The following is a 25,531-nucleotide window of genomic DNA, read 5'->3' on the forward strand; positions in this document are numbered from 1 at the left end:
TGGCGGCGTGCTCGGCGGCGTCCTCGCCGACCGCATCCTCACCGTCCCGAATGTCCTCAGTGTGCTGCGCCTGCTGGGCGTTCCGCTGCTGCTGTGGCTGATGCTGGTGCAGCGCGCCGACGGCTGGGCGTTCGCGCTGCTGATCGCCAGCGGCGTCACCGACTTCCTGGACGGCAAGCTGGCCCGCCTGCTCGATCAGTCGTCGCGGCTGGGCGCCCTGCTCGACCCGTTCGTCGACCGGCTCTACCTCGTGACGACGCTGGCGGCCTTCGTGATCCGCGGTCTGCTTCCGGTATGGGTCGCGGTGCTGCTGATCGGCCGGGAAGCCGTGCTCGCGCTGACCCTGTCGATCTACCGCCGCCGCGATCTGCCGCCGCCCGAGGTCATCTATCTGGGCAAGGCGGCCACCTTCGCGCTGATGTCCGCGCTGCCCTGGTTGCTCGCCGGGGAGATGGATTGGGCACTCGATGGTTTCGGACGCGCCTTCGGTGGGGCACTACTGGTCTGGGGCACGGCAGTGTATGTATGGACCGGCCTGCTCTACACCGGCAAAGCGATCGCGGTCGCCCGCGCGATACCGGCTGTGCCACACCGGTCCACGTAAGGTGCAGCGCTGGGTCGGACTATCGGCCGACCCTCGCATAGAGTTGCGCACACACGATCACGATGAAAGGACGGACGGGCTGTGACCCAGACCCCCGAGGACCTGCGCTACACCGATCAGCACGAGTGGGTGCGGCGCCTGAGCCCCACCCGCGTTCGGGTGGGAATCACCGACTATGCCCAGTCACAGCTCGGTGACGTCGTGTTCGTGCAGTTGCCCGAAACCGACAAGGACGTGGCGGCCGAAGACAGCATCGCCGAGGTCGAGTCGACCAAGAGCGTCTCCGACATCTACGCGCCGCTGAGCGCGAAAGTTGTTGCGGTGAACGAGGAATTGGTGCAGCAGCCGGAAACGCTGAACACCGACCCGTACGGTGACGGCTGGCTGTTCGAGTTGGAGGTCGCCGACGCCGCCGGCCTCGACGCGACACTGGGTGAGCTGCTGGATGCGGCAGGTTATCAAGGAGTTATCGGGGGCTGAAGCAGCCTTCCCGGTTCTACCTGCACGGGCACGCCCTGGCAGGGTACGGTCAATGCCAACAGATGCGCCGGCAGTTGTTGCCGGGAATCTAGGGACTCGACGGCAGGTCGTGGTGCCACAGGTATCACCTGCTTGCATGGATAATCAGGTTCGAGGAGGAGAGAAACGGTGAGCGAGAACAAAGACCCGGGTTACGGGGAGACCGCGGCCGAGACGACGTCGGTCTTTCGCGCGGATTTCCTGAACGAGGTCGACGCGTCGCGCTCCGGAGAGCCGACCGGTGAACAGCCGGTCCAAGGGGTCGAGGGTCTGCCCGTTGGTGCGGCCCTCCTGGTCGTCAAGCGCGGTCCGAACGCGGGCTCGCGGTTCCTGCTGGATCAGCCGACCACGTCGGCGGGCCGCCACCCCGACAGTGACATCTTTCTCGACGACGTCACCGTCAGCCGTCGGCATGCCGAGTTCCGTCAGGACGACGATTCGTTCCAGGTGGTCGATGTCGGCAGCCTGAACGGCACCTATGTGAATCGGGAGCCGGTGGACTCCTCGGAACTCCAGAACGGCGACGAGGTGCAGATCGGCAAGTTCCGTCTGGTGTTCCTCACCGGGCCGAAGGCGTCGGTGAGCGAAACGGGTGCAGGGAGCCTATGAGCACGCGGCGTCGGGTCGAAGGGCTCGGGGTCATGAGTGTGTGCGCTGTGTCGAGGGATAGGGCACTGTGACGGGCGCGGCGCAATGGGCACGCGGAGGCATGTCGATCGGCTCCGTGCTCGACCTGTTGCGCCCGGACTTTCCGGACGTCACCATCTCGAAAATCCGCTTCCTGGAAGCGGAAGGCCTCATTCGGCCGGAGCGAACGCCCTCGGGCTATCGCAGGTTCTCCGTCGCCGATTGTGAACGGCTGCGGTTCGTATTGACCGCGCAACGCGATCAATACCTGCCGCTGAAGGTGATCAAGGAACAACTCGAAGCGATCGACAGCGGCGCGGCGTCGCTCGGAGTGCGGGAAGCCCGCGCTCGAGCGCACTCCGGCCGCGCGGGTGCCTCGGAGCCGACCTCGACCGGGTCGGCCTCCGAGCGCCCCGGCACGTCCGGCGGGAACAGCAACGGTGCCGCGGCGCCGAGGAGGCTCGGCGTGGTGCCCAGCGAGATTTCCCCCGACGATTTGCGTTTCGATCACGAAATCCGGCTCACCCGCGCGGATCTGCTCGCGAAGGCCGAGATCGACGACGCGTTCCTGAACGATCTGATCCGCGCCAACCTCATCACCCCCGGTGCCGCCGGGTTCTTCGACGGGGACGCGGTGACGCTGGCCAAGACCGCCAAGGCGATGTCCGAATTCGGTTTGGAGGCACGACATCTGCGTGCGTTCAAGCTCGCCGCCGATCGCGAAGCCGCGCTTGTCGCGCAGATCGCCGCCCCGATCGCCAAGAGCAGGGACGCGGGCGCGCGCGCCAGAGCCGAGGAAACCGTGCGCGAATTGGCGGCGCTGTCGTTGACGCTGCACGCCTGTCTGGTGAAGTCGTCGGTGCGGACGTCGCTGGGCGGCTGAACATCCCGGCGAATCGCCAGGCCGGGATGTGGTGTCAGGTTTCGGTCATCCAACACGCCGATTTCGGCTGTGCACACGCATCGCTGCACCCGCGCGCATTCGCCTAGACTCGTGGTACGGCGAGCTCTGCGGTGGTCGTGCCGGGCGGCCTGGACATGGGAGGCAGTGCGATGAGTGAGCGAAGCGAGCGAATCATGTTGCAGCGTGCTTCGCACATGGCGGAGCTGAGCGGAGCGAGGCGCAGCCATGAGTGAAATGCGGGTCATCGGCATTCGTGTCGAACAGCCACAGAATCAGCCCGTGCTGTTGCTGCGTGAGGTGTCGGGGGACCGGTATCTACCGATCTGGATCGGGCAGGCCGAAGCGACCGCGATCGTGCTGGAGCAGGAGGGCGTCACGCCCATCCGGCCGCTGACCCACGACCTGATCAAGATCCTGATCACCGAGCTCGGGCACACGCTCAAAGAGGTGCGCATCGTCGACCTGCAAGAGGGCACGTTCTACGCCGATCTGGTGTTCGACAACGATCTGCACATCTCGGCGCGGCCGTCCGATTCGGTAGCGATCGCCTTGCGCGTCGGTTGCCCGATCTATGCCGAGGAGCCGGTGCTCGAGGAGGCCGGGCTGGTCATGCCGGACGAGCGCGAGGACGAGGTGGAGAAGTTCAAGGAGTTCCTCGAGTCGGTCTCGCCCGACGATTTCAAGGCCACCGATAGCTGAACAGGATCTTTCCGGCGTCCCGGGTTTTTCCCGGGATGACCGGGGGATCAGCTCTGAACTAGAGCTTGAGACTTTGACCGCGCGTCGCGTTTGGCTCGACGATGGTGCTCCCTGGAGAATCTAGGGGAGTAATCTCGACAGTTGGGCCACGTCCGTTTTGGCCAAGTTCGGTAGTGCAGCAGTGGTCGAAACGGAGCCGGGTCATCGATGAGGCTAGCCGTCGGCGAAGCAAGGGAGTGGTCAGTGGCAGAGCAATCGCAGGATGTGGTACAGCCAGGCCTGTTCCCGGACGACTCGGTTCCTGACGATCTAGTCGGCTACCGGGTGCCCAGTGCATGCCAGGTGGCCGGGATCACCTACCGGCAGCTCGACTATTGGGCGCGCACCGGACTGGTGGTGCCCTCCATTCGCAGCGCCGCCGGCTCGGGCAGCCAGCGGCTGTATTCCTTCAAGGACATTCTGGTCCTGAAGATCGTGAAGCGGCTGCTCGACGCGGGCATCTCGCTACAGAACATCAGGATCGCGGTCGACCATCTGCGCAGCAGGGGAGTGCAGGACCTCGCGGGCATCACGCTCTTCTCGGACGGGACCTCGGTATACGAGTGCACCTCACCCGAGGAGGTCGTTGATTTACTGCAGGGTGGGCAGGGCGTCTTCGGTATCGCCATCAGCGGCGCCATGCACGAACTCACCGGCGCCATCGCCAACTTCCCGGCCGAACGCGCGTCCGCGGTGACCGAGCGGCCGGAGGACGAGCTGTCGTTCCGGCGCAAGGCACGGATGAACCGCAAGACAGGTTGATCAACAGAGCCAACACAACACCCCGCCTCCCCGTCATCGAGGGTAGCGGGGTGTTGTGCGATGTGGCACTTGAATTTTCAGCGAGCGCCTACCGGCCGGAAAATACATCATGATACGAGGATATGCGCATCTAACTATGAAAAGACTCCGGCGAGTCGGCCACGCGCCGCGCGTGAGCAGCGCGACACGGCATGGAGGGGAGCCGGTGGCGCGCATCGGCGTGGCGTCGGCATAAACTGGTGGCGCGTCGCCGCCGTGCGGGAGAGTTCCGGGTTTGCCCGGGCGCCGAAGGAGCAGCACCTCTCCGTCAATCTCTCAGGCAAACGGACCGTACGGGCTTCGACGTCTCTGGAAAGCGGTGGCCTGCCACAAGTGGAGCCGCCCGCCCACGGGGAAAGGGGCTCGGCTCAGGTCGCGGCAACCGAATCTCTCAGGCGCCACGACAGAGGGAGAGGGCTGGTATCCGTCGACGACGTCGACCCGCCCGACCCATGGGAGCTGCCGTGACTCGCTCATTCGCCGACCGCCATATCGGACCCGACCGGGAGGAACTCGCCCGGATCCTGGACGTCGTCGGGGTCGGCTCGCTCGACGAGCTCGCCACCAAGGCGTTGCCAGCCAGCATTCTGGACGGCTCCGGGCTCACCGGATTGCCCGCCGCGGCAACCGAACACGAGGTGCTCGCCGAGCTCGCCGCCCTCGCGCACTCGAACACCGTCGCCACCTCGATGATCGGCCTCGGCTACTACGACACGCTCACCCCGCCGGTGCTGGTGCGCAACCTGCTGGAGAACCCGGCGTGGTACACCGCCTACACCCCGTACCAGCCGGAGATCAGCCAGGGCAGGCTCGAGGCGCTGCTCAACTTCCAGACCATGGTCGCGGAGCTGACCGGTATGGACGTCGCGAACGCCTCGATGCTGGACGAGGCGACCGCCGCCGCCGAGGCGATGACGCTGCTGCAGCGCGCGAGCCGCTCGAAGTCGGCCCGCCTGGTCATCGACGCTGACCTGTTCCCGCAGACCAAGACCGTGCTCACCACCCGGGCCCAGCCGCTGGGTATCGAGCTGGTGCCCGCCGACCTTTCCGCCGGCGAACTGCCGGAAGGTGACTTCTTCGGCGTACTGGTGCAGCTGCCCGGCGCGTCCGGCCGCGTAGTGGACTGGACGTCGCTGATCGCCGCCGCGCACGAGCGCGGTGCGCTGGTCGCGGTCGGCGCGGACCTGCTGGCGCTGACCCTGATCGCCTCGCCCGGTGACCAGGGCGCCGATGTCTGCTTCGGCACCACCCAGCGCTTCGGCGTGCCGCTCGGCTTCGGCGGCCCGCACGCCGGTTATCTGGCGGTGCGCACGGCGTATGCCAGGCAGCTGCCCGGCCGGTTGGTCGGCGTGTCGGTGGACGCGGACGGCGATGTCGCCTACCGGTTGGCGCTGCAGACCCGCGAACAGCACATCCGCCGGGAGAAGGCCACCTCGAACATCTGTACCGCCCAGGTGCTGCTGGCGATCGTGGCCGCGATGTACGCGAGCTACCACGGCGCGGACGGCCTGCGCGCGATCGCGCGCCGGGTGCACGGGCATGCCGCCGCCATCGCGGCCGGGCTGGACGGCGCGGTCGTGCACGACACCTTCTTCGACACCGTGCTGGCGCACGTGCCCGGCGGCGCGGAAGCCGTTGTCGCCAAGGCGAAGTCGCGGGGAATCAACCTGCGGCTGGTGGACGCCGATCACGTCGGCATCGCCTGCGACGAGGCGACCACGGCGGCGCACGTCGCGGCGGTGCTCGAATCGTTCGGCACCGCACTGTCTTCCGAGCAGCCCGCGCCCGCCCCTGCCGCCGCGATCGAGAACCGGACCTCGCCGTTCCTCGAGCATTCGGCGTTCACCAAGTACCACACCGAAACCGCGATGCTGCGTTACCTGCGGTCGCTGTCGGACAAGGACATCGCCTTGGACCGCAGCATGATTCCGCTCGGCTCCTGCACGATGAAGCTGAACGCGACCGCGGAGATGGAAGCGATCACCTGGCCCGGCTTCGCCCGGGTGCACCCGTACGCGCCGGTCGAGGACGCCCCCGGCCTGCTGCGGGTGATCCACGATCTGGAGCAGTGGCTCTCGGCGATCACCGGTTACGACTCGGTCAGCCTGCAGCCGAACGCGGGCAGTCAGGGCGAATACGCCGGGCTGCTGGCGATCCGGCGCTACCACCTGGATCGCGGTGACACGCACCGGGATACGTGCCTCATTCCGTCCAGCGCGCACGGCACCAACGCGGCGTCGGCGGCGATGGCCGGGCTGCGCGTCGAGGTGGTGAAGTGCCGGGACAACGGTGACGTCGACCTGGACGACCTGCGCGCCAAGATCGCCGACCACGCCGACCGGCTGGCCTGCATCATGATCACCTACCCGTCCACGCACGGCGTGTACGAGCACGAGGTCGCCGAGCTGTGCGCGCTGGTGCACGACGCGGGCGGGCAGGTGTACGTCGACGGTGCCAACCTGAACGCGCTTGTCGGCCTTGCCCGTCCGGGCCGGTTCGGCGGCGACGTGAGCCACCTGAACCTGCACAAGACCTTCTGCATTCCGCACGGCGGCGGTGGCCCCGGCGTCGGTCCGGTGGCCGTGCGGTCGCATCTGGCGCCGTACCTGCCGGGCGATCCGCTCGAGCTCGACTCGCACGCGGTGTCGGCGGCGAAGTACGGTTCCGCGTCGATCCTGCCGATCACCTGGGCCTACATCCGGATGATGGGTGCCGATGGCCTGCGTGGCGCGACCCTGACCGCGATCGCCTCGGCGAACTACATCGCGCGCAGGCTCGACGAGTACTTCCCGGTGCTCTACACCGGTGAGCACGGCATGGTCGCGCACGAGTGCATCCTGGATCTGCGCGAGATCACCAAGCAGACCGGTGTGACCGTCGACGATGTGGCAAAGCGTCTGGCGGACTACGGTTTCCACGCGCCGACGATGAGCTTCCCGGTGGCGGGCACGCTGATGGTGGAGCCCACCGAGAGCGAGAACCTCGCCGAGCTGGACGATTTCATCGAGGCGATGATCGCCATTCGCAAGGAGATCGATCAGGTCGGCGCCGGCGTATGGCCGGTCACCGACAACCCGCTGCGCGGCGCGCCGCACACCGCGGCGAGCCTGGTCGGGGCGTGGGACCACCCGTACAGCCGCGAAACCGCGGTGTACCCACGGGGACTCGGTCATGCCAGGGCGAAGGTGTGGCCGCCGGTGCGTCGCATCGACGGCGCCTACGGCGACCGCAACCTGGTCTGCTCGTGCCCGCCGCTGGAGGCGTACGCCGACTGATGCCGCGCTGCCGGGTGCTCGGCACCCGGCAGTGGTCCGCCGCGCCCTACTGCTCCGTCGCGCCGTTGCCGCGCACCTGTTCGGGTGCTGCGGTGCGGGCGAATCGGACCGGAAGTGGTGCGGCGGTGGCGTTTACGGCGTCGTCAGCGACTGCACGACGGTCGAGGCGAAGGTGAGGTCGTCGGAGGTGGCCAGCCGGGTGTAGGTGCCCCCGGTCTGTTCGGAGATGCTCTTCAGCGTTTCGGTGCCCGGTCCGCCGATCACAATGATGTCCACCCGCACCGGGTGCGTCTTGTCGATCGCTGCGGCGATATCGGCGGCGAGTTTCGCGCCGGTGACCGAGGAGTCGTCGTCGGGTCCGTCGGTGATGAGCAGGATCGAATTGGTCCGTCCCGCCGCGTATTCGGCGACCGCGTTCTTATAGGCCGCGATGAGCGCGGGGTAGGCCTGGTCGGGTCGCACGTCGGTCGCTTTGACGGCGCTGAGCGCGTTGCTGATCTTCGTGCGCTGGGCGTCGGTGAGCGGGGCGGTGGCGGCCTGCACCTTGTAGGGCTTGGTGTCGTCGAGGTTCTTGCCGAAGGTCCAGATGCCGAGGCCGAAGTCGGGCGGCATCACCGTCATCGTGGAGTTGAGCGCGGCGAGCACATTGGCGAGCCGGGTGGTCGAGCCGTCGGTGTTCGACATCGAGGCCGAGACATCGACCAGCACAGTGGATTGCACGCCGAGTACCGGGTTGGCGAGGGTGGCGGCGACCTTGTCCAGCACGGCGCGCGACGGCGCGGGTGCGGCGGTGGGCGGCGCGGGCGTGAATCCGGCCGCGGCGAAGGTATTGGCGGATTCCGGAGTACGTAGGAAGTCGGCGAAGAGGCCGCCGATCAGGTTCTGCGTCTTGTCGACCCACGGCCCGGACATCAGGGCGGCCGGATGGTCGGCGACCGGCGCGGCGCCGGTGGGACGGTAAACGGCAAGTCCGGGTTGGCTTTTGACCTGTTGTTCGGTGGTGGCGACCGCGTGCACGGCGGCGTCCTTCGGCGCGCCGGCCAGCGCGGTGAAGGCGGCGGCGGTGTCGGGTACCTCGGGCGCCTCGGCGGCGAGCCCGGAGATCGCCGAGATGACCTGGCCGGACTGCGCGGTCTGGTCGGTGAGCGGGTCGGCGCCCGAGACCGCGGAGCCGACCGCGACGGCCGCGGCGAGCGTGGCGTCGCCCGGCGGCAGCGCCATCCGCAGCCCGCCCCAGCCGGACAGGCCGATGTCGGCGAGCGAACCCTGTTGCAGCCGTGGCAGATCCGACCACGAGGTTTTGGCTTCTTCGAGCGCGCCGCGCAATTCGTCTGGCACCGCGAGCACGATCGGGCTCTGCGCGATCGGTGCGGGCGTGCCCTCGATGAGTCCGGGAACGCGCATCGCCTCGATGGAGCGCGACGAGTCCGGGATCCACAGCACCGGTTGCGGGCCGAGGTTCTGATCCCACGGCTTGCCACTGGTGAAGGCGGCGACGACCGACGCGGAGGGCTGGGTGGTGACCGACACCTGGGCGCAGTGGTCGCGCACCTTCGGCCGGGTCGCGTTGTAGCGGTCCGCGGCGGCCCTGACCTGCGGTGCGATATCCGGATCGACGGTCACGTATAGCGTCGCGTCGCCGGAGACGCATGCGGCCGCGGCGGCGCTGTCCTCGTCCGCCGCGCGATCTCGTAACTGGAACCAGCCGAAGACGCCCGCGATCAGTAGCACGATGGCCACCACCGCGAGGACCGGACCTTTACTGACGCCCCGGGACCTGGTTCCGCTGCGATGAGTGCCCACGGAGCACAGTGTATGTTCACCTGCGGTTTGCGGGCCCGGCGAGTCTGCGCTGTTCGGCGTGCCGTGTCGAAACGGCCGGCGTCGTGCCCGCGGCGGGCACGACGCCGGTGGTCAGGGACGGATCATCCGCCCGCGGTCGAACTCGTGGCCACCCCAGACGCCGGACTGCCCGGTGCGCGCGGCGAATTCGCCGCAGGCGCCGCGGATGGGGCACCCCGCGCAGATCCCGCGCGCGTAGTCGAAGTCCTGCGACGGGTAGGGGAACCACGCCTCATGCTGCGGGTCGCCGCGGCAGGCGGCCCGATGCCACTGACCGGAGTCCGAGAGCGGGAGCAGCTCCGCCAGGGTCAGCTGCACGACGGCGGCGGTGTCGGTGTGGACGGTCATCGTGATGGTCTCCTTTCTCGGTGCGTCAGGTCCGTGCGAGCTGCTTCCAGATTTGTCGTTGCTGCTTGGCCCGGTGGTCGGGCGCCTTCGGCACCCAGAGCAGCCGCATGCCCGCCTCCTCGGGCGTGCGGTCGGCCTTGCTCGAATTGCACGGTCCGCAGCAGGCGACGAGATTGCTCCAGGTGTTCGGGCCGCCCCGGCTGCGCGGGCGGATGTGGTCGACGGTGCCCGCCCATGCGGCGCAGTAGCCGCACCGGTGGCTGTCCCGGCGCAGCACGCCCGCCCAGGTGGCGCGGCTGTCGTCGTGTATTCGGGTGCTGTGGTCGAGGTAGACGTAGCGCAGCAGCCGAATGGTCTGCGGCAGCAGGACCTCGACGTGCTGGGACCGGATGGTGAAATGCGGTGCCCGGTCCGCGATCGACTCCGCGGTGCCCGCCATGAGCAGCACGACGGCCCGGTCCGCGCTGATCTCGTCGAGCGCCTCGTAGGAGGCATTGAGGACCAGCACACCGGTGTGTATCCAGTTGTCGGCAGTGATCGCCACCGGGTCGGCGGCATGACGGAAGGGCATGGGAATCACCATGTTTCGGAAGAAGTCGAGCGATGTGGCGGAAGTCGGCGGTCAGCGACCGCCCTGGAGGCGGCTGTTGTCGCAATCCGGTCGCACGGTCGACAAGCGCTGGGCCGCTTCGGCATACGGTTTGTTCGAGCGCATTCGCCACCTCCTCCTTTCCACCTGCTCGGCGTCACCGGTGTGTTCGGTGATCATCGAATCCCATGGTGACATAACGGGCCTACCGCTGTCGGCTCATTTTTCGGCGGCCCGGTTCAGGCGGCGCGCGGAAGGGGCGCGCTCGTGTCGGCGGCGACCCGCGGGGTGCGCAGGATGCCGGCGGTGGCCGCGGTGAGCACACAGAAGGCAATGGGTAGGAAGAACACCACGTTCAATGCCGCGAAGTGGGTGAGCGGTCCGATGACGGCGGGACCGGCGAGCATGCCGAGGTATCCGATGCCTGCGACGCGGGCGACGGTGGCGCCCACCGCGTTTCGGTCCGCGTGGCCCGCGGCGCTGAACAGCTGCGGCACGCACCCGGACATGCCCGCGCCGAACACGGCCCAGCCGACGAGCGCGAGCGGAATCCATGGTGCGAGCGCGGCGGTGGCCAGGCCGAGCGCGGCGCTCGCCGCGCCGTAGCGCAGGATGGCGACCGGCCCGAACCGGGTGCTCAGCCGATCGGCGAGCAGGCGACCTACGGTCATCGCGGTGGCGAAGGCGCCGTAGGCGAGCGCGGCGGTGGCCGGTGTCGCGGACAGTACGTCGCGCAGGTGCAGCGTGCTCCAGTCGTTGGCGACGCCTTCGCAGAGCATGAGCAGGAACGCGAGTGCGGCGAGCAGCCAGATGCGCCGACTCGCTCGGTATCCGCCGCTCTTCGCGGAAGTGTCTGCTGTGCTTGTGGTTTCGGTACGAAGCAGGGCCGGTGCCGCGGCGAGTGCGACGGCGAGCCCGAGCACTGCCGCGACGGTGAGCGTGGTGGCGGGTGGCCAACCCCAACTGAGCGTGCGGGCGCCGATCAGCGCGGCGAGCACGCCGCCCAGCGAGAAGGTGGAGTGGAACGCGGACATCACCGCGCGCCGATAGCCGTGCTCGACCTGGACGGCGTGTGCGTTCATCGCGACGTCGAGCCAGCCGTTGCCGAGGCCGAGACCGAACAAGGCTGCGCCCAGCAGCAGGCCGTCGGTGGCCAGTGCGGGTGGCACCAGTGCGAGCGCGCACAGTGCGGCGCCCGCCGCGACGACGAGACGGGCGCCGAATCGGTCGGCGAGCGGGCCCGCGATCTGCATACCCGCGAAGGCCCCCGCGCCGAGCAGCAGGAGCAACCAGCCGAGCGTCGCGTGGCTGATGCCGGTCCGATGTTCGATCGCGGGGATGTGGACGACCCACATGCCCATCAGGAATCCGTTCAGCGCGAAGTAGGCGAAGGTGGCCAGTCGCGCGGCGCGCAGCGGTCGTTGCATAGAAACGAACATAACGAACATGATGAATGTTCGAAAGATTGACTTGTGAACACACGAGATGTTTGTATTGCCGAGTGGTGAGCACAGATCGACTTGCACGGATCGCCGATGCCGTGCGTGCGGCGGGCAGTCTCGGCGTCGCCGAGTTGGCCGAACTCACGGGTGCCTCGGAGATGACCATCCGGCGTGACCTGGAGACACTGGCGGGTCAGGGTGTGCTGGAGCGTTACCGTGGCGGTGCCAGGAGCCTGCTGTTGCGCGGCGAGGAACCGCCGTACGCGTTGCGGGTGCGCGAGGGGATCGAGACCAAACGGCGGCTGGCCGCCGCGGTCGCCGAGATGATCGCCGACGGTGAGTCCGTGGTCCTCGACAGCGGGACCACCTGCGTCGAGGTGGCGCACCTGCTGGCGAGCCGACGGCTCACGGTGATGCCGTTGTCGCTGCGGGCGGTCGACGCGCTGTCGGCGGCGCCCACCGTGACCTTGTTGGTCCCCGGCGGCAGGCCACGCCCCGGCGAGCTGGCTCTGACCGGCCCGTTGACGCTCGCGTCGCTGGCCGCCATTCGCTTCGACACCGCCGTGATCGGCTGCTGCGGCCTGAGCGCGGCCGACGGCCTGACCGCCCACGACCTCGACGACGCCGCGGTGAAACGCGCCGCGATCGCCTCGTCCCGGCGCGTCATCGCGGTCACCGAGTCGGCCAAACTCTCCCGGACGGCCCTGGCCGTGGCCGCCCCGGCCGCCGCGCTGCACGCCGTCGTGACCGACCGCGACGCGGCGCCGGAGGATGCGGACGCGCTGCGAGCCACGGGCGCAACGGTTTTGACGGTCTGAGCCGGGAAAGCCGTTGTCCGGCTTCAGGGCGCGCGCAGCTCGGCGGCGCCGAAGGAAACGTTGAAACGGTCGCACCAGATGGTGACGCTGGTCAGCGTGCTGAGGTCGGTGTCGGGGGCGAGGGGGTAGTTCTGGCTGCCCCGGTTGCCTTTGAGGCTGCCCAGGTCGGTGTGCGCGCCGTCGTCGAAGACGAACCAGCCGGCGCGGCCCTCGATGACCGGCGCGTCGGTGAGCCAGACGTGCAGGTCGGGCCCGTCTGAGGTGTCGAGATCCTCGAGTCGCAGCACTCGGCCGCCGTCGGGCAGTTCCAGGATCACCACGGTGCCCGAGGTGGTGTGCTCGTGCGAGACGAAGCTGCCGCGTGCGAGGGCGCGCGGCTGCGGTGCGTCGCCTGCACCAGGCGCGGCGACCGTGGGCGCGGCCTCGTCCACGGTGGTATTGGTGAACAGCCGCCACGGCTGGAACGCCGCCAAGCCGACCCCGAGCGCGATCACCAGTAGCACGCCGACGGCCCAGGTGATCCGGGATCGGGCGATCTTGCGTACGGAAACCATGTCTCTCCTCCGGGTGGCACGCGAAAGGCGTTGCGTTCATTGAACACCTGACGCCCTGCCGCGAACCGCATAACGCCAGGTGACCAACTGTGACGAAATGCTGACGGCGTGGCGGACGCATACCCGCCTGGACGTCGCGCGCCGCTTGGCAAACGTCAGGTTTTCGCCGTTCGGTGCACCGATCGCACCACCGGTGCTGGATCGTCATGGGACCCGATGCGCCGATCCGCGACGCCGACCGCGGCTATCCGGACGAATTCCTCACGCGCGCTTCATCTCGTGCCGGAAGGACCGGGTGTGCCCGCGTGCCGACCTGTCGAACCCAGGTCGGTACGCGGGCCCGCGTTCGGGTCAGAGGTTGCCGACGATGTGTTCCAGGCGCTGGGCCACGTGCTCGCGGGCTTTCTCCCGCAGTGTGGGACGGTAGCCGCTGGGGTAGACCGGGTCGCCGGGTTCGTAGGTCTTCAGGACCTCCTTGGCCAGGGTGATCTTGTGGACCTCGGTGGGTCCGTCGGCGATCGCCATCACCTCGGCGTAGTTCATCATGTCGACGAACGGCAGATCGGTGCTGACGCCGATGGCGCCGTGCAGGTGCAGCGCGCGCTGGGCGATGTCGTGCATCACCTTCGGCATCGCGACCTTGATGGCGGCGATGTCCTTGCGCACTTTGAGATAGTCCTGTTCCTTATCGATCCGCCACGCGGTGCGCAGCACGAGCAGCCGGAACTGTTCCATCTCGATCCAGCTGTCCGCGATGCGTTCCTGGGTCATCTGCAGGGTGGCCAGCGGGCCCTTGCGCATCGGGCGGGACACGGCGCGCTCGGCCATCATGTCGAAAGCCTTGCGTACCAGGGCGACCGTGCGCATCGCATGATGCACCCGGCCGCCGCCGAGGCGGGTCTGCGCGACGATGAAGCCCTGGCCCTCCGCGCCGAGCAGATGATCGGCGGGCACGCGGACGTCGGTGAACCGCAGGTGTCCCTCGTGCTCGCTGAAGCCGTGCACGTGGAAGTTCTTGACGATCTCCAGGCCGGGGGTGTCTGCGGGCACGATGAACATCGACATGCCCTGGTACGGGCTGACATCCGGATTGGTGACCACCATGACGATGTGGAAGCTGGCGAACTGCGCGTTCGAGTTGAACCACTTCTCGCCGTTGATCACCCAGTGGTCGCCGTCGCGCACCGCCCGGGTCTTGAACGTCGTCGGGTCCGAGCCGCCGGTGGGCTCGGTCATCACGTAACAGGAGCCGATGTCACCGGCCAGCAGCGGCGCCAGGTATTTCGCCTTCTGCTGCTCGGTGCCGTAGTGCGCGAGGATCTCGGCGTTGCCGGAATCCGGTGCCTGGCAACCGAATACCGACGGCGCCCAGAACGAGGTGCCGAGCACCTCGTTGAGCAGCGCGAGCTTCATCTGCCCGTAGCCCTGGCCGCCGAGTTCGGGGCCGAGGTGGCAGGCCCACAGCCCTTGCTCCTTGACCTGCTCCTTCAACGGCCGCATCAGCGCCATGGCCTCTTTGTTGGTGCGGTCGTACGGATTCGGGTAGAGCGCGTCGAGCGGCTCGACCTCGGTGCGGACGAATTCCGCCGCCCAGTCCAGCTTCTTCTGGAAGTCCGGGTCGGTTTCGAAATCCCAAGCCATGGTCAGCCTTTCGTGTGCGGTTCGGTGGTGGTCACCACGCCGTCGAGGAACGTGGTCGCGAGAATGTCGGCGATCTCGGTGGGGGAGTGTTCGCCGTGTGGGCGGTACCAGAAGGTCACCATGTTGAGCATGCCGAGCACGCTGTTGGTGACCACGTGGTCGTCGGTGCGCAGCAGGCCGGCGGCGTGACCGGTGTCGATCACCCGCTGCCAGCACTGCTGTACCCGATCGCGCAGGTCTTGCAGTTGGGCGGCGCGTTCGCCGGTGAGCGCGGTGACGTCGCGCAGCTGGATCGCGACCTCGCTGCGGTGTTCGATGATCAGCCGGACGTGGCTGTGGATTAGCCCGCGCAGCTTGGCGATCGGATCGTCCTCGCTCGCGACGATCTGTTCGGCCTCCACCAGCATCAGCTGGATGTAGTCGTGCAGGATCTGCCAGAGCAGTTCCTCTTTGGAGCCGATGTGGTAGTACAGCGCACCGCGTTGCACATCGGCGCGGTCGCCGATCTCCGCGACGCCGGTGCCGTGGAAGCCCTTCTCCGCGAACAGCTCCCGCGCCGCGCGCAGAATACGCGCGCGAGTGTCGCCCGCGGTGGCGGCGGAGGCGGGCGGCCGGCCGCGCCGACGAGCGGGCGCGACGTCGGCGTCCGACGTCGCCCGGTCGCGCGACGCGGTGCTCATCGCGTCGGATCCAGCACGACCTTGCTCACGCCCTCGGTACGTTCGGCGAAGAGCCGGTAGGCGTTCGCGCCGTCGGACATCGGCAGCGCATGGGTGATGACGGCCTCGGGCCGGAGCCGTCCGGCGGCGGTGAGCCGCAGCAGGGTGGGCAGCTCGTATTGGATCGAGCACAGGCCGATATGGAACTCCAGCTCCTTGATCTGTGCCAACGGCATATGGAAAGGGTAAGCCCGGTTCTGGCTGACGCCGATCACGCTGACCCGCCCGCGATGCCCGACCGCACTGATCGCGAGCTTGATGGTGGCATCGGCCCCGACCGCCTCGATCGCGACATCCGCGCCGCCGCCGAGCATGTCGCGGATGGCGAGCTTGGGATCGGCGGCCTCGACCGGTTCGGCGCCGAGCGCGGCGGCCCGCGCGCGCCGTTCCGCGATGAGATCGACGCCGAGTACGCGGGCCGCGCCCATCGCGAACGCGGACTGGACGGCCATCAGTCCGACCGGGCCGAGCCCGATGACCACCACGGAATCGCCGGGTGCGATCCTGGCCCGGCGCGCGCCGTACCAGGCGGTCGGCGCGTTGTCGGTGAGCACCACCGCGGCCTGGTCGCCGACCTCGGCGGGCAGGCGCACCACATTGCCTTCGGCGTGCGCGACGGCCAGGTACTCGGCTTGACCGCCCGGGAGCGCGCCGCCGAGTCCATAGCAGGCGTCCACCGCCGCGGGCGTGCGCTCGCACGCCGCGACGACGCCGATCCGGCACTGGGCGCACCGAGCGCAGCCCGCGGAGGCGGCGACGAGCACCCGGTCACCGACCGCGAGGCCGCGGACCTCGGGCCCGACCTCGACGATCTCGCCGACCGCCTCGTGTCCGACGCTGTAGCCGACCCCGTCGCTGAACCCGTGTCCGGAATAGATGTGCAGGTCGCTGCCGCAGATGCCGCTGGCGGTGACCCGGACGATCGCGCCGTCCGGCCCGGTGAGCACCGGGTCGGGCACCTCGGCATAGGAGATCTCGCGCGGGCCTTGGTACGTCAGCGCCTTCATCGCCAGCCGCCGTCCACGGCGAGGGTGGCGCCGGTGCAGAAGGCGGAGTCCGCGCCCGCGAAGAACAAAGCGGCGCCGACGATCTCGTTGGGCTGTCCCACCCTCCGCTGCGCGTTGACCGAGCTCACCGCCGCGCGGATCTCGGGCGTCCAGGCCTTGGCGATGTCGGTCGCGAACGCGCCGGGCTGAATCGTGTTGACCCGCACCGTCGGACCGAAGGTGTGCGCGAGACCCACCGTGAGCGCGTTCAATCCGGCCTTGGCCGCCGCGTAGGGGAGCGCGTGCGGCGCGGGCCTGCTCGCCTCGATCGAGGAGATGTTGATGATCGAGCCGCCGCCGTCGGCCGCCATCCTGGTCCCGATCAGCGCCGAAAGGCGAAACGGCCCTTTGAGATTCACGCCGATCACCTTGTCGAACAGCGCCTCCGACACCTGGTCGGGACTCGGGTAGAGGGGCGAGAGCCCGGCGTTGTTCACCAGGACGTCGACCCGGTCGAAGGCGTCGTAGACCGTCTCCACCAGTGCGTCGCACTGCGACCAATCGCTCACGTTGCACGCCACCGGCAGCGCCCGCCTGCCGTGCTCGTCGCGCACCTGCTCGGCCAGTGCGACACAGCCGTCGAGCTTGCGGCTGGCGATCACCACGTCCGCGCCCGCCGCCGCGAACGCGAGCACCATCTCTTTACCCAGTCCCCGGCTGCCGCCGGTGACCACGACGACCTTGTCCGTGAGCGACACACACTCTCCCGCCGATCAGAAAATGTTCCGATCAGTACATTAAATTGCGTGGCCGATACAATCAAGGGCATGTTCGGCCGACCGCCGACACGCTGTGCCGCGCCGAGTGATTTACCCCGCTTCCTCGGCGCGCCGGAACATATCGGCGAGACGTCACGTTCGACCCGGAACAGGGTGGTATCACTACCCACGGGTAACATGGATGCGTCTTTTCCCACCCGGCTTTCTCAGAAGTGAGGCAGTAGATGACAGAGCGGATTCAGGTCGGCGGGCTTCAGGTGGCCAGCGTTCTCCATGAGTTCATCGAGAACGAGGCGCTGCCCGGAACCGGCGTAGATTCCGCCGCGTTCTGGGCCGGTGCCGAGCAGGTCATCAACGACCTCGCGCCGCGCAACCGCGCCTTGCTCGCCGAACGCGACGAGATCCAGGGCAAGGTGGACGCCTGGCACGCCGAGCACCCCGGCGCGAACTACGACAAGGCCGCCTACAAGAACTTCCTGACCGAGATCGGCTACCTGCGCCCCGAGCCCGCCGATTTCCAGATCAGCACGCAGAACGTGGACGACGAGATCGCCACCACGGCGGGCCCGCAGCTCGTGGTGCCGGTGATGAACGCGCGCTTCGCCATCAACGCGGCCAACGCGCGCTGGGGCTCGCTCTACGACGCGCTCTACGGCACCGACGCCATCTCCGAGGCGAACGGCGCGGAGAAGGGCAACAGCTACAACAAGGTTCGCGGCGACAAGGTCATCGAGTGGGCGCGTAACTTCCTCGACGACGCCGCGACCCTGATCACCGGCTCGCACATCGGCTCCACCTCGTACAAGATCGTCGACGGTGAACTCGAGGTCGGCCTGGAGGACGGCACCGAGATCGGTCTGGCCGATCCGTCGCAGTTGGTCGGTTACCTCGGCGAGCCGGACGCGCCGACCTCGGTGCTGCTGAAGCACAACGGGCTGCACATCGAGATCCAGATCGACGCGAGCTCGCCGATCGGCAGCACCGATACCGCGGGTGTGAAGGATCTGGTGCTCGAGTCCGCGGTCACCACGATCATGGACTTCGAGGACTCGGTCGCCGCGGTGGACGCCGAGGACAAGGTGCTCTGCTACCACAACTGGCTCGGCCTGATGAAGGGCGATCTCAGCGAGCAGGTGAGCAAGGGCGACAAGACCTTCACCCGCACCATGAACCCGGACCGCGTCTACACCGCGCTCGACGGCGGCGAGCTTGTGCTGCACGGTCGTTCGCTGCTGTTCGTGCGCAACGTCGGTCACCTGATGACCAGCGACGCCATCCTCGACGCCGCGGGCAACGAGGTGCCGGAGGGCATTCTCGACGGCCTGGTCACCTCGCTCATCGCGACGCACTCGCTGCGCGGGGACACGGTGCTGAAGAACAGCCGCACCGGCTCGGTCTACATCGTGAAGCCGAAGATGCACGGCCCCGACGAGGTCGCGTTCACCAACGAGCTGTTCGGCCGCATCGAGGACGTGCTCGGCCTGCCGCGCAACACCCTCAAGGTCGGCATCATGGACGAGGAGCGCCGCACCACGGTGAATCTCAAGGCCTGCATTCAGGCCGCCGCCGAGCGTGTGGTGTTCATCAACACCGGCTTCCTCGACCGCACCGGCGACGAGATCCACACCTCCATGGCGGCCGGGCCGATGGTCCGCAAGGCCGAGATGAAGGCCCAGCAGTGGATCAAGTCCTACGAGGACTGGAACGTCGACACCGGCCTGGCCACCGGCCTGCCGGGTAAGGCGCAGATCGGCAAGGGCATGTGGGCCATGCCGGACCTGATGGCCGACATGCTGGTGCAGAAGATCGGTCACCCGAAGGCGGGCGCGAACACCGCGTGGGTGCCCTCGCCGACCGCGGCCACCCTGCACGCGACGCACTACCACCAGGTCAATGTGCTCGACCGGCAGCAGGAGATCCTGAAGGGCGGCCCGCGTGCCACCGTCGACGAGATCCTGGAGATCCCGCTCGCGGCGGCGCCGAACTGGTCGGCCGAGGAGAAGCGGCAGGAACTCGACAACAACTCGCAGTCGATCCTCGGCTACGTGGTGCGCTGGATCGATCAGGGCGTCGGCTGCTCCAAGGTGCCCGACATCGAGGACGTCGCGCTCATGGAAGACCGTGCCACCCTGCGCATTTCCAGCCAGCTGATGGCGAACTGGCTGCGCCACGGCATCGTCACCGCCGACGAGGTGGTGGCCAGCCTGGAGCGGATGGCCCCGATCGTGGACCGGCAGAACGCGGGCGACCGCAACTACCGGCCGCTGGCACCGGACTTCGCAGGCAGCATCGCCTTCCAGGCCGCCAAGGAACTAATCCTCGAAGGCGCCAAGCAGCCCAACGGCTACACCGAGCCCATCCTGCACCGTCGCCGCCGCGAAGCCAAGGCGGCCTGCAAGTAGGCGCTGTTCGACATGTGAAAAGCAGCTTATAGCAGCTCTTTTCAGCTCGAGGCCCCGCACTGGAGACATCCAGCGCGGGGCCTTTCCGCATGGTTGGTGATGTGAGGGCGAATATCCCGGGTACAACTACTTCGAGATAGCGCCCGCAGAACCGCTCGCCCTGCCCGATTCGACACGGACCATCAGAGTCTGGGTCTGGGGCTCGAACTACAGCTACACACTCGAGGCTCAGCTCGTCGCTTCGAACGGCAAGGTTCATACGATTCCGTTTGGCTCGCTCGAGTATTTGGGCTGGCGACACCTCACCGTCAACATTCCGAGCATCGTCGAGGCGCTGTCCCTTGCCAGGTTCGTCGTCCGGACTGCCCCGTCAGAACGGGCCCACGATTTCCAGATCTACTTCGACGAGATCACCGCCTTGGCCGGAGTGCCGCAGACGTACGACCGCGTTGACCTGCTCGATCCCGACAAGGTCAACGAACTCTGGAACGCATAGTCGATGATGTCGCCGGGCGTCGGTCCGCGACCGCCGTTGCGTGGGCGTTCGGCCATCGTCGTTTTCTGCCCGTCGCGTGCCTGGGGTGCCCCTGCCGCTGCGGCGGTGATTCGACGCCGCGGGCGCGATCGGCCCTTAGTGTTGCTCCGGGCCGTCGCGTCCAGGCGGTTCGAGGCCGATGTGCTGGGCGAGGATGGCCATCTGGTCGGCGAAGTGGCGGATGAATTCGGGGGACTTGGGATCGACTCCGCATACGCCGTCGATGACGTGCGGCAGCGTGGTGGGCGCCATCGCGGCGGCCATCAGCATGACCAGCAGGCAGTGCGGGTCCATTTCGGCCGGGAGTCGATTCGCCGCTTGTAGTGCGCGTAGCTCGGAGACGCTGTCCTGCAGCAGTGTGGCGCGCGAGGCGTGGTCGGGATCGCTGTCGGGGCCGGTGTATTCCAGTCCGCTCCATGCCAGCAACCGGACGCCGTCCGGGTTGACCAGCGCTTCCAGCGCTTGCTGGCGCAGCTGCTCGGGCAAGGGGGTGCCCGGCGGTGTCAGCTCGCGCCGCCGCTGCTGCCACTGCTGCGACATGGCCTGATAGAGGCCCTCTTTGCCGTCGAAGTAGTACGAGATCAGTTGCTGGTTGACGCCGGCCCGGTTCGCGATCGCGCTGATCCGGGCGCCCGCGTACCCGTGCGCGCCGAACTCGGCCGATGCCGCGTCCAGGATCAGCTTGCGGGTGCGCTCGGGATCGCGCTGCCGGTCCGGAGGCTTGGGCGACCTGCGGGGTTTCGATGACGGCATGCATGAATCATACACACAGCGGAGTTAATCAAATGAATGGTTGACAATATTAGACGGATGAATGAATCTGACGTGGTGACGCGGCGTGACCGGGTCGCGAACAAGGAAGGACAACGGCATATCAGATACGCGGCGGGTGCTCATCGCCGGTGGTGGCGTGGGCGGGTTGACGCTCGCGCACGCGTTGCGCCACAACGGGATCGAAGTCGTGGTGTACGAACAGGACGCCACGCCGACAACGCGCGAGCAAGGCTATCGGATTCACATCGACGCGAACGGCAATGCCGCACTGCGGTTCTGCCTGTCGGCGGAGACGTTCGACCTGGTGCGCGACACCAGCGGGGCCAACGACGATACGCTCGGCAGCTACACCCACTGGTTGCGCGAGGTGATGACACGCCATTTCCCCGGCGTCACCGACGAGCTGATCACCTGCGTCGACCGCAACGCGTTCCGGCGGGCCCTGCTCACCGGATTGGACGACGCCGTCTGGTTCGGAACGACCGTGGCCGGTTACCGGGTCACCGGATCGGGCCGGGTACGGGTCGAGTTCGCCGAGGGCGGCGCCGACGAGGGGGACCTGCTGGTCGGCGCGGACGGAATCGGCTCGGCCGTACGCAGGCAATTGCTTCCGCAGGCCGACGTGAAAGACCTGGGCACCCGGTGTGTCTACGGCAGGATGACGCTCACCGAGAAGACCGAGGCACTCATCCCGGAGCCGATCAGGCACGGTTTCAATTGGATCGCCGACGACACCGGGTGCGGTGCCGGATTCGCGCCGGTGCGGTTCCGCTCCCGGCCCGACGGGATCGCGGACTACCTGATGGTCACCCTGCTCGCGACGCCCGAACGTCTCGGGGTGACCGACGAGCAGTTGTTCGACCACCCAGCGCAGCGACTCGGCGAGATTGCCGCGAACGCGGTGCGCGACTGGCACCCGCGGTTCAGAGAACTGTTCACACACGCCGACCCGGAAACCTTCTTTCCGATCACGATGCGCGCCGGCGAGCGCGTCGAAGCATGGCGGTCCGGCCCGGTCACCCTGCTCGGCGACGCGATCCACACCATGCCGCCGTTCGGTGGCGTAGGCGCGAACACCGCCTTGCAGGACGCCGCCACTCTCGCCGGGGAACTGCTGTCCGCCGCGCGTGGCGAGCAGTCGCTCATCGATGCGGTCGCCGCGTACGAAAACATCATGCTCCCGCGCGGCTTCGACACCATCGACAGCTCACTGCAATTGGCAGTCCAGATGTTCGGCGAAACCGTTTAGCAAGGCAGCTGGACATGGTCGCGTGCAGGCTTTACAGTCCGAAATCTGGCGCGGATCGTTGGGTCGGGTAGCCCCGCGGCGGTATCAGCCGGCGCAGGACGCGACCGTAGGTGTCCTCGACGGCGGCGGAACGAGGTGAACAGCTCGCCCACCACTGCGGCCGATGGGTGACGGTGGCGCGGAGGTAGTCGCCCAATGCTCCGGCCTGGTTCGATGGACGGTCTCCTCGTCGACGCGGGGTCGAGTTCGCGCTCGATCCCGCTGCGGAGGGCGGCCGAAGGTCCCTGGGTTCGAGGGCTTTTCGGGGTGGAACGGGGACATCGTGCTCTTCTTCGGCGGCGTCTGTGGGTGGGACTGTGGTTCGAGACGAGCGGGAGGTAGCGACATGGACCACGGACTGCCGGACGACGAGACCGTCAAGGCCGCGCTTGCGCTCGCGGTGCGGGCGCCGTCGGTGCACAATTCGCAGCCGTGGCGCTGGCGGATCGGTAGCCGGTCGGTGCGTCTGCACCTCGATCCGGCGCGAGCGCTGCCCGCCACCGATCCCGATCAGCGCGACATGGTGATCAGTTGCGGTGCGGCACTGCATCATCTGCGGGTCGCCCTTGCGGCCATGGGATGGTCGGCGGTGGTGCATCGGCTACCCGATCCGGCCGATCCGGAGCACCTGGCCTCGATCGAGCTGCTGCGGCACCGGCCGACGCCCGCGGAAATCGAGCTGAGCGCCGCCATTTCGCACCGCCAGACCGACCGCAGGAACTTCACCGCGTGGCCGATCCCGCCCGGATACCTCGGTCTCGCCGCCGAACGCGCGACCGCGCTCGGCGCGCTGCTGCGCCAGGCTACCGATCGCGCACGCGCACAGCTGATCACGGCGACCCGGGCCGCGGCGGTGCGCCATGCGATGAATCCGGAGTACCGATTCGAACTCGCGTGCTGGAGCGGCAGGCACGGTGCCGACGAGGGCGTACCCGCGCGCAACGCGCCAACGGCGCGGGCGGGTGACGAGCTTCCCGCGCGGACTTTCGTTGCCCCGCAACTCAATGACCCCGCCCGCGAGCCCGATCACGCGCAACTGCTTGTGCTCGCCACGGCGGGCGACGACCGGGCGTCCCGCCTGCGGGCGGGCGAGGCGTTGAGCGCGGTGTTGCTGACCGCGACCAACGTCGGCTTGGCGACCTGTGTGCTCACCGAACCGCTCGAGATCGCCGAGCTGCGCCACGATGTCCGGCGCGCCGTGTTCGAGGACAACTCCTATCCGCAGGCCATCATCCGAATCGGCTGGATCCCGACCAGTGCGCCACCGTTGCCGTCGACACCCCGCCGCGCCGTCGGCGACATCCTGGACCCCTTCGACACTTCCACGAGCTGAATCCGCTCTCGACCGATGCCGCATCTACTCGGCGCCACGTGCCACCGCGCTGAGCGCCGCGGCCAGGCGGGAGCGGGCGTCGTGGGCGATCGGGCGCAGGCCGGGATGGTCGTCCGGGCGCAGCAGTAGGTCGGGGTCGGCCGCTTCGATGACGGTGGATTCGTCCTCGGTGCGGACAACAACGTTGCAGGGCAGCAGTTTTCCGATCCGCCGATCGATATCGAGTGCCTGGTGGGCGAGGTGCGGATCGCAGGCGCCGAGGATGAGGTAGTCCTCCATCTCCGTGCCAAGCGTGGTGAGAAGTGTTGCACGGACGTCGATTTCGGTCAGGATCCCGAAACCCTGGGTCGCGAGCGCGGCACGCGTCATCGGCACCGCCTCGCCGAACGGCACCGGAGCTCGCACAGCGAGGTCGGCGGGGGTGATGGGCAGGCGGATCTCGGTGAGCAGGTCGCGCGGGTCCAGCGCTTCGTCCGGAGCGACCAGATAGACCTCCGTAGGTGGACCGGCTTGCTGGTACGGCGAACCGCGCAGCCACTCGTAGAGGGCGTTGTAGGCGTCCCCGATCAGGTGGTAGGTGCCGCGATGGGTGAGGCGAGCGAAGGTCTGCGGTTCGGTCTGTCGCAGTGTCATCTCCTCGTTGGCGCCGCCGATCGGATTGGGGGAGACCGGGAGTCCGAAGTCGACCTCGGTCATGGTGCCGGGCCGGAATTCGCCGATGTAGGTGGTGGTCGGTGGGCCGACCGGGGTGAGGCCGTTCGCGGCGGCGAGCCCGTAGAGTGCGTCCATCCCGCTGCCGATGTCGTCGCTCGCCTGGTCGGTGCGCACGGTCCGGCGCAGTTCGAGCACGGTGTACGGGGTGGAATGGTCGACCGAGATCTGATACGCCATGGCATGCTCCTCGATGATCGCCGGTCCGGCGGGGGGAACGGCGTGCGATCTCGACGCTAGGCACCTGTCGAGGGGCGCCGATAGTGCCGAACCGACGCGGGCGCAGGGACTTTCGGCACGGTCGGCGAACGATTCGGGCCACTCGGCCGCTGAGCCGGTGACCTTGTTCTCTGCCTCGGCGCGGCTTCGCGCGGCATGCTCGAAGGTGAGGGCACCGGACCTGAAACGAGGTGAAGGCGATGTCGGAGCACACGACCATCCCGCTCCAGGCGTCGTGGAGTCGGCTGATCGGCTGGTGGTCGACCCGGCCGTGGAGCCCGAACCCCATGCTGCGCGCATCGGATCGGTGTGAGGCCCTGGTGCGGATCATCGCCACACTGGCCGTCTTGGTCGCCGTACCCGTGGCGGGTGCGCTCGGCACGGCCGCCTATAGCGAGAGCGCCGCGCATATCCGCCTCGAGCGAGCCACGAAACACAGTGTCGCCGCGGTACTCACAGAGGACCCGGTCGAGATCGCCACCTACGACTACCGGGCGCGAGCGCAGTGGAACGACGCGGGACATCCGAGTACCGCGGTCGTGCCGGTGGACCGCGGCAGGCAATCCGGTGACCAGGTGACGATCTGGCTCGGACCGGACGGCACGCAGACCACCGAGCCACCGCGAGCCGTGGCCGCGGTCCTGACCGGGATCGGCGTCGGTGTCGTCGTGCTCGTCGGCACCTGGCTGTGCGGGTGGTGCCTGGTGCACGGCACCGCGTGGGTGCTGGATCGGCGCCGCGACGCTCGATGGGCCGAGGAGTGGCGGCAGTTCAGCCGTCCGATCAGTAAGGACTGAGGCAATGATGTACTGGTATGGCAACGCTTCGCACTGGTGGATGTTCATGCTCATGATCCTGTTCGCGCTGCCGCTGTGGGGTGCCGTCGCCGTCGCGATCATCGCGCTCGGCCGGTCCGAGACTGCCGCGGACCCGAAACCGCAAGGGCCCGTGCGGTTGACGCCGGAGGCGCTGCTCGCCGAACGCTTCGCCAGCGGCGAGCTCGATGAGGCGGAATACCGGCGCCGACTGGCCGTGCTCCACCCCGCACCGAAATCCGACGACGTACACCACCGGCAGCACTGA

At 68.1% G+C, this 25,531-nt stretch carries 25 protein-coding genes and 1 riboswitch; of the genes, 14 read left to right on the plus strand and 11 right to left on the minus strand.

The genetic code is table 11. The features are described from left to right. The first annotated feature begins 7 nt into the window (after nt 1-7). The 7 genes from F5X71_RS16225 to gcvP all read left to right on the plus strand — a co-directional run bounded on the left by F5X71_RS16225 (nt 8) and on the right by gcvP (nt 7,468). Entirely contained in the window at nt 8-604 is a 597-nt protein-coding gene (locus tag F5X71_RS16225) for a CDP-alcohol phosphatidyltransferase family protein (RefSeq protein WP_167466507.1), read from the plus strand. Nucleotides 605-685: 81 nt separating this feature from the next. Further along, nucleotides 686-1,084, plus strand: a complete 399-nt coding sequence (gene gcvH / locus F5X71_RS16230; protein ID WP_167462718.1) for a glycine cleavage system protein GcvH — start codon at nt 686-688, stop codon at nt 1,082-1,084. Between the two features lie 168 nt (nt 1,085-1,252). Continuing rightward, nucleotides 1,253-1,732, plus strand: coding sequence for a glycogen accumulation regulator GarA (garA, locus tag F5X71_RS16235; protein WP_014984396.1), 480 nt, complete (start codon nt 1,253-1,255; stop codon nt 1,730-1,732). A 100-nt stretch (nt 1,733-1,832) separates the two neighbouring features. Continuing rightward, nucleotides 1,833-2,633: a MerR family transcriptional regulator gene (locus tag F5X71_RS16240; RefSeq protein WP_167462719.1), complete on the plus strand. Its 801-nt coding sequence runs from the start codon at nt 1,833-1,835 to the stop codon at nt 2,631-2,633. Nucleotides 2,634-2,879: 246 nt separating this feature from the next. Further along, nucleotides 2,880-3,353, plus strand: coding sequence for a bifunctional nuclease family protein (locus tag F5X71_RS16245; RefSeq protein ID WP_167462720.1), 474 nt, complete (start codon nt 2,880-2,882; stop codon nt 3,351-3,353). 207 nt (nt 3,354-3,560) lie between these two features. Next, a complete protein-coding gene (locus F5X71_RS16250; RefSeq protein ID WP_167462721.1) occupies nt 3,561-4,154 on the plus strand; it encodes a MerR family transcriptional regulator in 594 nt (197 codons plus the stop codon). A gap of 248 nt (nt 4,155-4,402) precedes the next feature. Continuing rightward, a riboswitch (glycine riboswitch) is annotated at nt 4,403-4,495 on the plus strand. 150 nt (nt 4,496-4,645) lie between these two features. Continuing rightward, entirely contained in the window at nt 4,646-7,468 is a 2,823-nt protein-coding gene (gene gcvP / locus F5X71_RS16255; protein WP_167462722.1) for an aminomethyl-transferring glycine dehydrogenase, read from the plus strand. Nucleotides 7,469-7,600: 132 nt separating this feature from the next. Here gcvP and F5X71_RS16260 read toward each other — a convergent pair whose 3' ends face one another. The 4 genes from F5X71_RS16260 to F5X71_RS16275 form a co-directional block, all read right to left on the minus strand. Continuing rightward, on the minus strand, nt 7,601-9,271 hold the full coding sequence (locus tag F5X71_RS16260; RefSeq protein WP_194250768.1) for a VWA domain-containing protein: 1,671 nt from the start codon (nt 9,269-9,271) through the stop codon (nt 7,601-7,603). Nucleotides 9,272-9,382: 111 nt separating this feature from the next. Then, a complete protein-coding gene (locus tag F5X71_RS16265; protein WP_167462723.1) occupies nt 9,383-9,658 on the minus strand; it encodes a WhiB family transcriptional regulator in 276 nt (91 codons plus the stop codon). A 25-nt stretch (nt 9,659-9,683) separates the two neighbouring features. Beyond that, on the minus strand, nt 9,684-10,229 hold the full coding sequence (locus tag F5X71_RS16270) for an HNH endonuclease (protein ID WP_167462724.1): 546 nt from the start codon (nt 10,227-10,229) through the stop codon (nt 9,684-9,686). Between the two features lie 257 nt (nt 10,230-10,486). Beyond that, a complete protein-coding gene (locus F5X71_RS16275) occupies nt 10,487-11,674 on the minus strand; it encodes an MFS transporter (RefSeq protein WP_167462725.1) in 1,188 nt (395 codons plus the stop codon). A 77-nt stretch (nt 11,675-11,751) separates the two neighbouring features. Between F5X71_RS16275 and F5X71_RS16280 the strand changes: the two genes are divergently transcribed. Next, a complete protein-coding gene (locus F5X71_RS16280) occupies nt 11,752-12,507 on the plus strand; it encodes a DeoR/GlpR family DNA-binding transcription regulator (RefSeq protein WP_203218308.1) in 756 nt (251 codons plus the stop codon). Nucleotides 12,508-12,530: 23 nt separating this feature from the next. Here the strand turns inward: F5X71_RS16280 and F5X71_RS16285 are convergent, their stop codons facing one another. The 5 genes from F5X71_RS16285 to F5X71_RS16305 all read right to left on the minus strand — a co-directional run bounded on the left by F5X71_RS16285 (nt 12,531) and on the right by F5X71_RS16305 (nt 17,165). Further along, nucleotides 12,531-13,061 carry a DM13 domain-containing protein gene (locus F5X71_RS16285; protein WP_167462727.1) on the minus strand — a complete coding sequence of 177 codons (531 nt, stop codon included), beginning with the start codon at nt 13,059-13,061 and terminating at the stop codon, nt 12,531-12,533. Nucleotides 13,062-13,412: 351 nt separating this feature from the next. Beyond that, nucleotides 13,413-14,702: an acyl-CoA dehydrogenase family protein gene (locus F5X71_RS16290; protein WP_167462728.1), complete on the minus strand. Its 1,290-nt coding sequence runs from the start codon at nt 14,700-14,702 to the stop codon at nt 13,413-13,415. Nucleotides 14,703-14,704: 2 nt separating this feature from the next. After that, complete coding sequence (locus F5X71_RS16295; protein WP_167462729.1) at nt 14,705-15,382, minus strand: TetR/AcrR family transcriptional regulator; 678 nt, start codon at nt 15,380-15,382, stop codon at nt 14,705-14,707. After that, on the minus strand, nt 15,379-16,428 hold the full coding sequence (locus F5X71_RS16300) for an alcohol dehydrogenase catalytic domain-containing protein (protein WP_167462730.1): 1,050 nt from the start codon (nt 16,426-16,428) through the stop codon (nt 15,379-15,381). The genes F5X71_RS16295 and F5X71_RS16300 overlap by 4 nt, the downstream gene beginning before the upstream one ends. Continuing rightward, nucleotides 16,425-17,165 carry an SDR family NAD(P)-dependent oxidoreductase gene (locus tag F5X71_RS16305; protein WP_167462731.1) on the minus strand — a complete coding sequence of 247 codons (741 nt, stop codon included), beginning with the start codon at nt 17,163-17,165 and terminating at the stop codon, nt 16,425-16,427. Before F5X71_RS16305 ends, F5X71_RS16300 begins: the two co-directional genes overlap by 4 nt. Nucleotides 17,166-17,410: 245 nt before the next feature. Between F5X71_RS16305 and F5X71_RS16310 the strand changes: the two genes are divergently transcribed. Next, a complete protein-coding gene (locus tag F5X71_RS16310) occupies nt 17,411-19,588 on the plus strand; it encodes a malate synthase G (RefSeq protein WP_167462732.1) in 2,178 nt (725 codons plus the stop codon). Between the two features lie 181 nt (nt 19,589-19,769). Further along, nucleotides 19,770-20,084, plus strand: a complete 315-nt coding sequence (locus tag F5X71_RS36955; protein WP_275106802.1) for a flagellar filament outer layer protein FlaA — start codon at nt 19,770-19,772, stop codon at nt 20,082-20,084. 135 nt (nt 20,085-20,219) lie between these two features. Here the strand turns inward: F5X71_RS36955 and F5X71_RS16320 are convergent, their stop codons facing one another. Further along, the gene (locus tag F5X71_RS16320) at nt 20,220-20,876 is read right to left on the minus strand and encodes a TetR/AcrR family transcriptional regulator (protein WP_167462733.1); all 657 of its coding nucleotides are present in this window, start codon (nt 20,874-20,876) and stop codon (nt 20,220-20,222) included. Nucleotides 20,877-20,961: 85 nt separating this feature from the next. Here F5X71_RS16320 and F5X71_RS16325 point away from each other — a divergent pair, with 85 nt between their 5' ends. Together F5X71_RS16325 and F5X71_RS16330 are read left to right on the plus strand one after the other, a co-directional pair. Further along, nucleotides 20,962-22,146, plus strand: a complete 1,185-nt coding sequence (locus tag F5X71_RS16325; protein ID WP_167462734.1) for an FAD-dependent oxidoreductase — start codon at nt 20,962-20,964, stop codon at nt 22,144-22,146. 385 nt (nt 22,147-22,531) lie between these two features. Continuing rightward, complete coding sequence (locus F5X71_RS16330; protein WP_167462735.1) at nt 22,532-23,518, plus strand: Acg family FMN-binding oxidoreductase; 987 nt, start codon at nt 22,532-22,534, stop codon at nt 23,516-23,518. A gap of 24 nt (nt 23,519-23,542) precedes the next feature. On the opposite strand, the gene F5X71_RS37600 is transcribed toward F5X71_RS16330, so the two are convergent. Then, nucleotides 23,543-24,409 carry a DUF302 domain-containing protein gene (locus F5X71_RS37600; RefSeq protein WP_167462736.1) on the minus strand — a complete coding sequence of 289 codons (867 nt, stop codon included), beginning with the start codon at nt 24,407-24,409 and terminating at the stop codon, nt 23,543-23,545. A 239-nt stretch (nt 24,410-24,648) separates the two neighbouring features. Between F5X71_RS37600 and F5X71_RS16340 the strand changes: the two genes are divergently transcribed. Then, nucleotides 24,649-25,245, plus strand: a complete 597-nt coding sequence (locus F5X71_RS16340) for an Rv1733c family protein (protein WP_167462737.1) — start codon at nt 24,649-24,651, stop codon at nt 25,243-25,245. Nucleotides 25,246-25,249: 4 nt separating this feature from the next. Next, nucleotides 25,250-25,531: an SHOCT domain-containing protein gene (locus F5X71_RS16345; RefSeq protein ID WP_167462738.1), complete on the plus strand. Its 282-nt coding sequence runs from the start codon at nt 25,250-25,252 to the stop codon at nt 25,529-25,531.

It is taken from the genome of Nocardia brasiliensis (genome assembly GCF_011801125.1).
GTDB lineage: Bacteria > Actinomycetota > Actinomycetes > Mycobacteriales > Mycobacteriaceae > Nocardia > Nocardia brasiliensis_C.